We start from the raw sequence: 10736 nt of genomic DNA on the forward strand, positions 1-10736 counted from the left end.
TTAATCCTTATTTGGGCTTTATAAAAAATTTTTTAATTAAATAAAATAACAAATTGCTTATGCAACTTGCTGATTCATTAATTCAGAAAACGAATAGGTTTTCTCTGTTACTTTAGCACTAGATAATAATAAATCAACTACTTGATCTTCTAACGCAACAGAACGAATATTATCCATTGCTTTCTTATCTTTACGGTAATAATCTACTACTTCTTTTGGATCTTCATAAGCTGTTGCAATTTCATCAATCAACGATTGAACTTTAGTATCATCAGCTTGTAATTTATTGCTTTCAATAATTTCACTAAATAGCAATCCAACTAATACTCTACGTTTAGCTTCTGCTTCAAATAACTCTTTAGGAAGATCCATTGCTTGTTTAGCATTACCACCAAAACGAGTAACCGCTTGTTGACGTAACACATCAACTTCACGATCAACTAAAGCGGCAGGAACTTCAGTATTGTTATTTTTAACTAAACCATCAATAGCTTGTGATTTAATTTTATTACGAATTGTAGCATTAAGTTCACGTAACATATTTTTGCGTACTTCTGCACGTAAACTTTCAACTGTTCCATCAGCAATACCAAATCTTTTAACCACATCTTCAGTAAGTTCTGGAAGTTCAAGCTCTTCAACTTTCTTAAGTGTAGCAGCAAATACCGCAGGCTTACCTTTTAAGTTTTCAGCATGATAATCTTCTGGGAAAGTTACATTGATATCAAATTGATCACCAGCTTTATGACCAATAATTGCATCTTCAAAACCAGGAATCATACGACCTTGTCCTAAAACAAGAGCAAAATCATCAGCTTTACCACCTTCAAATTCATTACCGTCAACTTTACCTAAAAAGTCGAGAGTAACACGGTTTTGTTCTTTAGCTTCTTGTTCAACAACTTTCCAAGAACCTTGTTGTTTACGCAAAGTTTCAATCATTGTTTCCACATCTGCATCCACAACTTCGGCAACTGGTTTTTCAACTTCGATTTTATCTAAATCTTTAATTTTGATTTCTGGATAAACTTCAAACTCAACGGTAAAAGTATAATCTTCACCATCTTTATATTCTGTTGGAGTATATACTGGTGCACCAGCTGGGTTTAATTTTTCTTGAATGATAGCATCGATAAAATTACGTTGCATTAAATCGCTTAAAGCATCTTGTAAAATAGAAGCACCATAGCGTTGCTCAACAATTTTTAAAGGAACCTTGCCTTTACGAAAACCATCGATACGAACTTTCTTAGCAGTATTTAAAAGTTCTTTATTAACCGCTTTAGTGATATCTTCTGATTTAATAGTAATTGATAAACGACGACCTAAACCTTGTGTTGTTTCTACCGAAACTTGCATCTTTATACCTCGAAATTATTAAATATACTCGCTCATAATCATATTATAAACAATAATTGAGCTAATTAATTTTACAAAATAGGAAAGCATTATACCGACCGTAATCGACTACGTCGAGATATTTAACTGCTTCTTCTCAAGTGCTTTCAAACGTTTATTCATTTCATCAATATGTAATACTAATGAAGCTGTTTTACGCCATACTTTATTTTGTTGTAATGGGATTCCCGATGAATATACACCAGGTTCGGTAATTGGACGCATTACCATTCCCATTCCTGTTACTGTAACTTGATCGCAAATTTCCATATGTCCATTAATGACGCTTGCACCACCAATTAAACAATGACGACCAATAGTTAAACTTCCAGCCATGATTACACCCCCAGCAACAGCGGTATAATCACCGATAATATCGTTATGAGCTATTTGACATTGATTATCAATAATGACACCATTGCCTATAACAGTATCATCTAGAGCACCACGATCAATGGTTGTTGATGCGCCAATTTCAACATTATTACCTATTACAACTCGCCCTAGTTGAGGAATTTTTATCCATTTACCTTTATCATTAGCATAACCAAACCCATCAGCGCCGATTACAGTTCCTGATTGAATTAAGCAATTTTCACCAATAACACAGTTATGATATATAGATATATTAGACCATAGTTTAGTACCCGCTCCGATAATTGTATCCTTGCCAATAAAGCAACCGGCACCAATAATACAATTATCACCAAGAACAACACCACTTTCGATAACGGCATTTGCACCGATAGCAATATTATTACCTAGTTTCACAGTGGGATCGATAACTGCTGAATCAGCAATATCTTTAGCTGGCAAAGGAGTGGTATCCAAAATTTGGGCTAATTTTGCATAACATAAATAAGGATCTTTTACGATTAAAGCTGCCCCACTCCAATATTTAAGACTATCTTCAGTCATGACAACAGCAGATGCATCACAACTAGATAAATTATTTTGGAATTTCTTATCGGACAAAAAAGTTATTTGACCTTGCTTTGCACTTGTCATTGATGCCACACCAGTGATGATTAATTCACCATCACCGTATAAAGTAGCACCCAACTGTTCAGCTAATTGCTCTAAACGAAAAGCAAACATTAATTTTTAACCTTTTCCAAAACTTTATTTGTAATATCAACTGCATCTGAAGCCGATAAAGTTGCTTCTGCTTTTAATATTAAATCATATTTTTCTTCTTCAACTATTTTTTTAACAGCTTCTTGAATTTTAGTTAATAATTTACTGGCTTCTTCTGTTTCTCGTTTACGATAATCATTTGAAAAAGCTTTTGCTTTATTTTCAAAATCAGAAATAGTTTTATTCAATTTTGTTTTTTCAGAAGACGATAAAGTTAAACCATCTTTCTTTAAACGAGCTGCCGCATCATTAGCTTTCTTTTCTTCTTGTTGTAGTGTTTTCGCTCTCGCTTCGAATTCTTTATCTAAAGCTTTTCCAACCGTTTCTCGTTGTGGCATTTGTTGTAACACGGACATAACATCAATAACACCAATTTTAATTTCAGCATTTGCTACACCAGTAAAAAGTAATGCAACACTAAGACCAAGAACAGATATAATTTTTTTCACTTTATTCACCTATATATTTTAGTTATTCACAACTTGGTATTACCATGTTGAACCTATATTAAATTGAAATTGTTGTGCTGAATCACCATTATATTTCTTAAGTGGTTGTGCGTAAGAAAATACCAATGGACCTAATGGAGACATCCATTGAACAGCAAGACCCGTTGACATTCTAATATCCGATGGGGAACTATAATCAGGAATATTTTTTCCTTTTAGATCCCATTCGGTATCCCAAACAGTACCGGCATCAAAAAATACTGATGTTCTAATACTATCGGCATATTTTTCACTGGCAAATGGAGTAGGGACAACCAATTCTGTGCTGGCAAATGCTAGAGCATTCCCCCCAATAGCATCTTTAGATTTTTCACATCCCGATGTATCATTTAGAGTTCGACAACCATCTTTATTAAAATATACCGCTTTAGGTCCAACAGTATTTGACTTAAAACCACGTAAAACGGTTGAACCACCTGCATAGAAGTTTTCATAAAATGGTAATTCTTTACCACCAAATCCACCACCATAGCCTAATCGACCACGAGCTAAGAACACCCAATTATGATCTCCATCAATTGGATAGTAATAAGATGCATCAGTAACCATTTTATAGTATCGGTTGTCAAATACTGGCGCTGTTGCTTTTAAATTTGCAGTCACTTTTAAACCATCAGTTGGAAAGTATCCGCGGTCTAATGAATTATATGTCCAATAAGCGTTTAACAATAAATCGTTGGTATCATATGAAAAAGATTTATCTTTATTTTTCATATTTTCACCCATTGATTCAAAATAGCGCCACATATTATACTGTGCCTGCATATCAGTTAATTTATGGTTAGCAAATTCTGCACCAAAACGAAGAAAGTTATTTTCACTTATTGGAAAACCTAAATTAGCTGTAGCGCCCCACGTTTTACTTGAATATTCTGACTCATCATCATCACTATCAGTTTTATAAGTATTGTAATAAACACTACCGCCTAAACTGACACCATCAACCGTAAAATATGGGTCAACAATCGATATTGATGCTGTTTTATCATTGCTAGTAGTATTAATATCAAAAGAAACACTATTACCAGTACCTAACCAGTTATCTTGAGAAATACCAGCATTAAAACTAACACCACTATCAGAGCCAACCCCAATACCAAATTTAATACTACCTGTATTTCGTTCGGAAACTTTATAGATGATATCAACCTGATCATCTACGCCAGGAACACGTTCAGTATTCGCTTCTACCGAATCAAAAAATCCAAGTCGATTTAAACGATCTTTTCCAAGTTCGACCAAGCCATTACTTAACCATGAACCTTCCATTTGACGAAGTTCACGACGAACAACGCTTTCACTAGTAATTGTATTTCCGACAATCTTAATATTACGGACATAGAAACGTTGACCAACATCGACTAATACTATCAATTTAACAGTATGTGATGCATCATCCATTTCTGGTTGAATAGATACTTGTGGGTAAGCATAACCAAAATTAGCTAATAAGCGTTTTACATTATCCTCAATATCAGTAATTTTGCTACCACTATAAAGGTCACCAACAGTTAGTTTTTCTTTGGCTATTTTGGTTATTGCCTCTTTATGACCAGCAAAGTTACCTTTAAAATCCAAGCCAGATAATTTATATTGTTCACCTTCATGGATATTAATAGTTACATAGATACCTTTTTTATCTGGAGTTAAACTAACTTGTGTAGATTCAATGTTAAAACGCGCATAACCTCGATTTAGATAAAAACTTTGCAATTCATCTAAGTCAGATGCTAATTTTTGTTTTTGATATTTACGGTCACCTAGCATATTCCACCATGGAACCTCGTCACGTAATGTAAAACGAGAAATCAGTTCTTCTGATGAAAAAGCTTTTGCACCAACAATATTGATTTGATCAATTAACGCAGATTTGCCTTCAGCAATAACTAATTTTAGATCAACACGATTACGAGACAATGGCGTAACTACAGCTTTAATTTGAGCATTATATTTACCTACACTGTAATAGAAGTCTTCTAAACCTTTTTCAACACCTGAGAGCATTGTGCGATCTAATGCATCACCTTCTCGAATACCTGTACTATCTAAATTCTTTTTCAACATATCATCTTTAACAGATTTATTACCGGAAAAAGTAATGCTGGCAATAGTAGGACGCTCTTGCACATGTACAATCAGCCTATCCCCATCTCTTGATACGGTGATGTCATCGAAATTACCACTTGAGTAGAGAGATTTAATAATACGCCCTAAGTCAGATTCATTTACATAATCACCAATTTGGATTGGCATTTCAAGCATGGCAGCGCCAACAGTTACTCGCTGCAGACCTTCAAACTTGATATCTTTAACTACAAAATCATCAACACAAAATGCATTGGAACTATATACTGCTGTAGTACTAAACAGCAAAGATGCTATAAGTAAGTTATTTATTTTCATCGTATATATTTATAACCTCATCCCATTACAATCGTAAAATATCATTAAATAGTGCAATTCCCATTATTACCATTAATAAAACAAATCCGACACGAAAAAAACGCTCTTGTGCTTTATTTGATAAGGCATTTCCTTTTATTCTTTCAAAGAATAAAAAAAGCAACTGCCCGCCATCTAACATTGGTAATGGAACAAGATTGATTACACCTAAGCTTATACTAATAAAGGCAAGAAAATATAAGTAAGGAGTAAAACCATAACTTGCTGTTTGCCCTGCGCTTTTTGCTATAGTTATTGGTCCTGATAAATGCTTAAGACCAATAACACCTGTTACTAATTGATAAAGAGATCGAACAGTTAACTTTGTTGTTAATATAGTTTGTTCCATCGCCTTGTCAAATCCATTTAAAAAACTATACTGCTTAATTACTGAATCAGATGTAGGATAAAACCCTGCAACACCCTCACCATTTTGATTTATTTTGGGTGTTAGAATCATATTGATATTTTTACCATTACGATCCACTTTCAACACCATAATTTCGGCTTTTTTTATTGTATTAGTAAAATCATTCCAATTTGTATATAACTGATCATTATAACTAATAATTTTATCACCAACTTGCAAACCAGCTTGTTCAGCAGCTGAATCTTTCACAATTTTACTCACAATTGGATAAATTTCCAACTGTTTAGGTATAAAACCAAATGCTGTTATAGCAGAATCTTTCTCTATATCAAAATACCAATGACTAATATTAACATTTTTAGTCACTTCTTTGTTTTTTTTATCGCCATTTAAACTATCTATATAGGTTACTTTAATATTTTGATTACCTAAAGCAGTTAATAATGCAATATTTACATCATTCCAACTATCAATTTTTGCATTATCTATCATTTTTAACTCAGAATCAGCTGGGATACTCAAAGTTGCAGCCGGAGTTAATGGTATGACATTTTTTACTTTAACGGGGTACTCTACGACTCCCATCAAAAAAATAATCCAATAGATAAGCACAGCTAAAACAAAATTAGCAAATGGACCCGCAAAAATAATTGCGGCTCTTTGCCATAGTTTCTTTTTATCATAAGCAAGTTTTTCAAAATCGGGAGCTAATTGCCCTGCTCGACTATCGAGCATTCTAACATAGCCACCTAGAGGAATAATAGCAATAACTAATTCAGTTCCACTTGAAAACTTATGTGACCATATTTTTTTACCAAAACCTATCGAAAAACATTCAACATGAACCCTGCATAATCTAGCCACATAAAAATGTCCGAACTCATGTACAGTGACTAATATACTGATAGTAATAATAAATAACAACAGTGACCAGAGCAAAATCAATAACCTTTTAAAGTAAATGTAAAGATAGTGCCGCAAACATTGGAATTGCCGCAGTTAAACTATCAATCCGATCTAAAATGCCACCATGCCCAGGTATTAAATTACCACTATCTTTAATACCAGCTTCTCTTTTAAACATACTTTCAGTTAAATCGCCCAATACTGAAACCAAAATAGCCAATAAAGAACTCAATATAAAGGTAGTGAAACTCAATTGAAAATAACCAGTTAAATAAACAAATGTACTAATTAAAATAGCAGAACCAACCCCACCTAAAAAGCCTTCTATCGTTTTACCGGGCGATACTTTTGCTGCTAATTTTCGTTTACCTAACGCTCTTCCAACAAAATATGCACCAGTATCTGTAGCCCATACTAACACAAATACATATAGCAACCAAACAGCACCAGTATAAGTATTTAATGTATAATTAATTGATCGTAGCTCAATCATACCAATAAAGAAAGGAAACAGAGTAAATAAAGCAAATAACAACTTAATAACTATAGAATTAGACCAGTATTTTGCTGATTTTGGATAACTAATAACCAGCAATAATGCAGCTAACCACCAAATAATCGATAAACAAATTATATAATTGAATAATCTGTATTTTATTAATTCTGTATTTGGAATTAGGTAAACTAAACTTAATAACATTACAACAGCAAATGCAAAAATAATTTTATTTAATGGTTTAGTGATAGCGAGAAAATTAGTCCATTCCCATGCAGCCATTCCACAAACAGCAATGATTAGATAAAAAAATATTGATAATGGCGCAAAAAATAAAGCAATAATTACCAGCGGAATAAGTATTAGTGCAGTTAGAATACGGTGAATTAACATTAAAGTTCCTCATTTTGAACACCGCCGAAACGTCGTTCTCTAGTATTAAATACGCTTATCGCTTCATCGAAGGATATTGAGTTAAAGTCAGGCCAAAGTGTGTCAGTAAAATAGAGTTCTGCATAGGCACTTTGCCATAATAAAAAGTTACTCATTCGATACTCTCCACCAGTACGAATAACTAATTCAACTTCAGGCAAATCACTCATGCAAATAGTTGAAGCAAAGCTATCCTCATTAATATCTTCAATTTTTATTTTCCCTTGCAAAACCTCAGTTGCCATTTTCTGCGCTGATTGTACAATATCCCAGCGACCACCATAATTAGCCGCAATATTGAGAACAAGGCCAGTATTATTTTGTGTTAAGTATTGGGCATCAATAATCAGTTTTTGGAGATGTTCATGAAACTTTGATATATCGCCAATAATATTTAAACGAACGTTATGTTTATTTAAATTTTTGATTTCACGATTTAAAGCATAAATAAAAAGTGATATTAACGCTGAAACCTCATTAGAGGGTCGTTTCCAATTTTCACTACTAAAAGCATATAAAGTTAATACTTTAATATTTATTTTTGCGGCATGAGTGACAATTTTACGAACCGCTTTTAAACCCGCTCGATGACCAATCGCCCTTAATTGATTACGTTGCTGAGCCCAACGACCATTACCATCCATTATAATAGCGACATGATTTGGAATATATCTTTGTTGTGTCATTTAATATCTCGTAATATCTCAATCATTTTAATCACAATTTCGATAATCAACGGGTACCATAAACCACAATTGTTTTGCCATGTGCCGAAATCAAATGTTGGTCTTCAAGCATTTTTAAAATTCTGCCTACCGTTTCACGTGAACAACCAACTATTTGTCCAATTTCCTGACGGGTAATTTTAATTTGCATACCATCCGGATGAGTCATTGCATCTGGTTGTTTAGTTAAGTTCAATAAGGTTTGTGCAATTCGTCCAGCAACATCTAAAAAAGCTAAGTTGCTCACTTTTTCTGATGTCACTTGTAATCGACTTGCCATTTGGCTAGCGAGTCGCATTAAAATATCGGGATTAACTTGTACAAGCTGTTTAAATTTTTTATAGGAAATTTCAGCCACTTCACAACTTGTTTTCGCTTTAACCCAAGCACTACGCTCCGTGCCCTCTTCGAAAAGACCTAATTCACCTAGAAATTGATTTTGATTTAGATAAGACAAAATCATTTCATTACCTTCATCATCCTTAATTAATACAGCAACAGATCCTTTCAAAATATAATAGAGAGTTTCGGCTTTTTCTCCTTGATGAATAAGGGTACTTTTAGCTGGATATTTATGAATATGGCAATGAGATAAAAACCATTCTAATGTTGTATCTGATTGCTGTTTACCAATCATTATTCCGTCCTCTCCATTCAATTACTACGATAACACTATAACAAAGTTACACAATAAATCATATACTCAATAAAACGATTTTAATCATTATTTTATAATTTTGATATCAATTGTTTCATGTAATTCAGACCAAAAAATTGCGGCAGTTCCATTAAGTAAATGAAGTTTCACATCATTGACTTTATCAGAAAGCGTTTTTTCTTGTGCACCATAATCAGTACCTTCTCTTAATACAAAAGATTCAATAAGATTATTTAATGTTTGAGGGTCAAGTGTTTGCCAAGGAATAATCATGATTGTAGTTATCTATTGGGCTATTTCAGTTTATTGTATCAATTTCATGCTAAGAAGTGCACAATAAAATATTATATTGACTAAAACTTTTAGCCATTGAGCTTAAATTAAGTTTATTTAATCAAAAAAAAACCACCCAAAAGAGTGGTTTTTATCAATTTCATAACTAATGAATAATTAGTTTGCTGTAACTTTAAGTCTGAAGCCTTGAATACCAGCTTTAGTACCTGCGATACTATATACTGAGTTATGTTTTGCTCCTGTTAAAGCAACGTTGCCTCCTGCTGCGTTAACCGCACCTAAAGCAATTGAATCATTAGTATTATTACCAACTACAGTATAAACACCTGCAGTAACTTCTGCTGAAGATGCTACATTACCAGTAGTGTCGTTAGAAGGGCCTGATAGATTCCATGTGAATGTATATAAATCTGTTGTTATTCTATCGTTAGCACCTGGTGCAGCAGTATCACTAGTGTCACCGCTCACTTTTTGCCAAACAACAGCAGCTAAGCGATCTCCGTAGCGTGGTGTTGATTTTTGAGCCCACTCATCATCATTTGTAATGCTTGCTGGTCTTGACAAACTAGCTAAATTTATAGTCATATCAAGTGAACCATCTGTATTATATTTGAAAATACCAATTTTTGTAGTTTTTTCAGAAATGATTGGTCCTACTGGGTTATCAGGATCTGAATCACCTGGACCAGTATCGTCACCTGGTTTTTCATCGTCACCAAGATCTGGTTTTATTCCCGGTTCATTAGCACCCCAAATATCAGCAATGTCTAACCATTGGTTTGTATTTGGGTTACCAAATGTAGTTTTCTCTTGAAGTTGTAAACCAACTTTCACAGCACCAGCCATATCTTCAGTGATTTCAAAATATAAGTGACCTTTTTCACCATCATTGGCATATCTAATATCAAGAAGGTTGGTTATCTTTTTCCAATTCGTACCATCATTAATCCATACTTTTAATGTATCTTTTACGGCACCAGTTTCATCTAGATCGCCATCCAAATCTCTTAATTCATAAAAGACGTGAATATAATCACCAACTTGTGCTTTTTTATCATGACCTGTAGCTGTTGAACCTGCTTCGTCTGCAGAAATACGAACAGTCACTTGTCGTTCTTTTTTATTTAGGTCAGAATAAATAACAGGTGCATTACCTTCTATTAGATTAGTTGCTATTCTTGATAGATCTACTGCATAGGCACTACTAGCTGCATAACCAGCTAAGAACAAGCCTAATGCGACTTTTTTGATTGCTAGATTTTTCATGTTTAACTTCCTATTTTCTTTGATAAATTAACATGTTGTATTTATATAAATACACCATTTTTTGGTGTTCCCTTTTAAATTATCAACGATAAATCGTGACAAT

General features: G+C 33.5%; 10 protein-coding genes. All 10 read right to left on the minus strand.

The window, feature by feature from the left end; all coding sequences use genetic code 11:
• Positions 1 to 57: 57 nt before the first annotated feature.
• A complete protein-coding gene (gene tig / locus H3T54_RS03845; RefSeq protein WP_198221009.1) occupies positions 58 to 1359 on the minus strand; it encodes a trigger factor in 1302 nt (433 codons plus the stop codon).
• 108 nt (positions 1360 to 1467) lie between these two features.
• On the minus strand, positions 1468 to 2496 hold the full coding sequence (lpxD, locus tag H3T54_RS03850) for a UDP-3-O-(3-hydroxymyristoyl)glucosamine N-acyltransferase (RefSeq protein ID WP_198221010.1): 1029 nt from the start codon (positions 2494 to 2496) through the stop codon (positions 1468 to 1470).
• The gene (locus tag H3T54_RS03855; RefSeq protein ID WP_198221012.1) at positions 2496 to 2984 is read right to left on the minus strand and encodes an OmpH family outer membrane protein; all 489 of its coding nucleotides are present in this window, start codon (positions 2982 to 2984) and stop codon (positions 2496 to 2498) included. The genes lpxD and H3T54_RS03855 overlap by 1 nt, the downstream gene beginning before the upstream one ends.
• A 39-nt stretch (positions 2985 to 3023) precedes the next feature.
• Entirely contained in the window at positions 3024 to 5447 is a 2424-nt protein-coding gene (gene bamA / locus H3T54_RS03860) for an outer membrane protein assembly factor BamA (RefSeq protein ID WP_198221015.1), read from the minus strand.
• Positions 5448 to 5472: 25 nt separating this feature from the next.
• The gene (gene rseP, locus H3T54_RS03865; RefSeq protein WP_198221017.1) at positions 5473 to 6795 is read right to left on the minus strand and encodes an RIP metalloprotease RseP; all 1323 of its coding nucleotides are present in this window, start codon (positions 6793 to 6795) and stop codon (positions 5473 to 5475) included.
• 13 nt (positions 6796 to 6808) lie between these two features.
• A complete protein-coding gene (locus tag H3T54_RS03870; protein WP_198221019.1) occupies positions 6809 to 7651 on the minus strand; it encodes a phosphatidate cytidylyltransferase in 843 nt (280 codons plus the stop codon).
• Positions 7651 to 8376: an isoprenyl transferase gene (locus H3T54_RS03875; RefSeq protein ID WP_198200958.1), complete on the minus strand. Its 726-nt coding sequence runs from the start codon at positions 8374 to 8376 to the stop codon at positions 7651 to 7653. The genes H3T54_RS03870 and H3T54_RS03875 overlap by 1 nt, the downstream gene beginning before the upstream one ends.
• A gap of 46 nt (positions 8377 to 8422) precedes the next feature.
• The gene (crp, locus tag H3T54_RS03880) at positions 8423 to 9055 is read right to left on the minus strand and encodes a cAMP-activated global transcriptional regulator CRP (RefSeq protein ID WP_034903327.1); all 633 of its coding nucleotides are present in this window, start codon (positions 9053 to 9055) and stop codon (positions 8423 to 8425) included.
• An 84-nt stretch (positions 9056 to 9139) separates the two neighbouring features.
• On the minus strand, positions 9140 to 9346 hold the full coding sequence (locus H3T54_RS03885) for a YheU family protein (protein WP_198200960.1): 207 nt from the start codon (positions 9344 to 9346) through the stop codon (positions 9140 to 9142).
• 177 nt (positions 9347 to 9523) lie between these two features.
• On the minus strand, positions 9524 to 10633 hold the full coding sequence (locus tag H3T54_RS03890; protein WP_198221021.1) for a hypothetical protein: 1110 nt from the start codon (positions 10631 to 10633) through the stop codon (positions 9524 to 9526).
• Positions 10634 to 10736: the final 103 nt, after the last annotated feature.

Origin of the sequence: Gilliamella sp. B14384G10, assembly GCF_016101685.1 — a bacterium.
In the GTDB taxonomy this organism is placed as follows: domain Bacteria; phylum Pseudomonadota; class Gammaproteobacteria; order Enterobacterales; family Orbaceae; genus Gilliamella; species Gilliamella apis_A.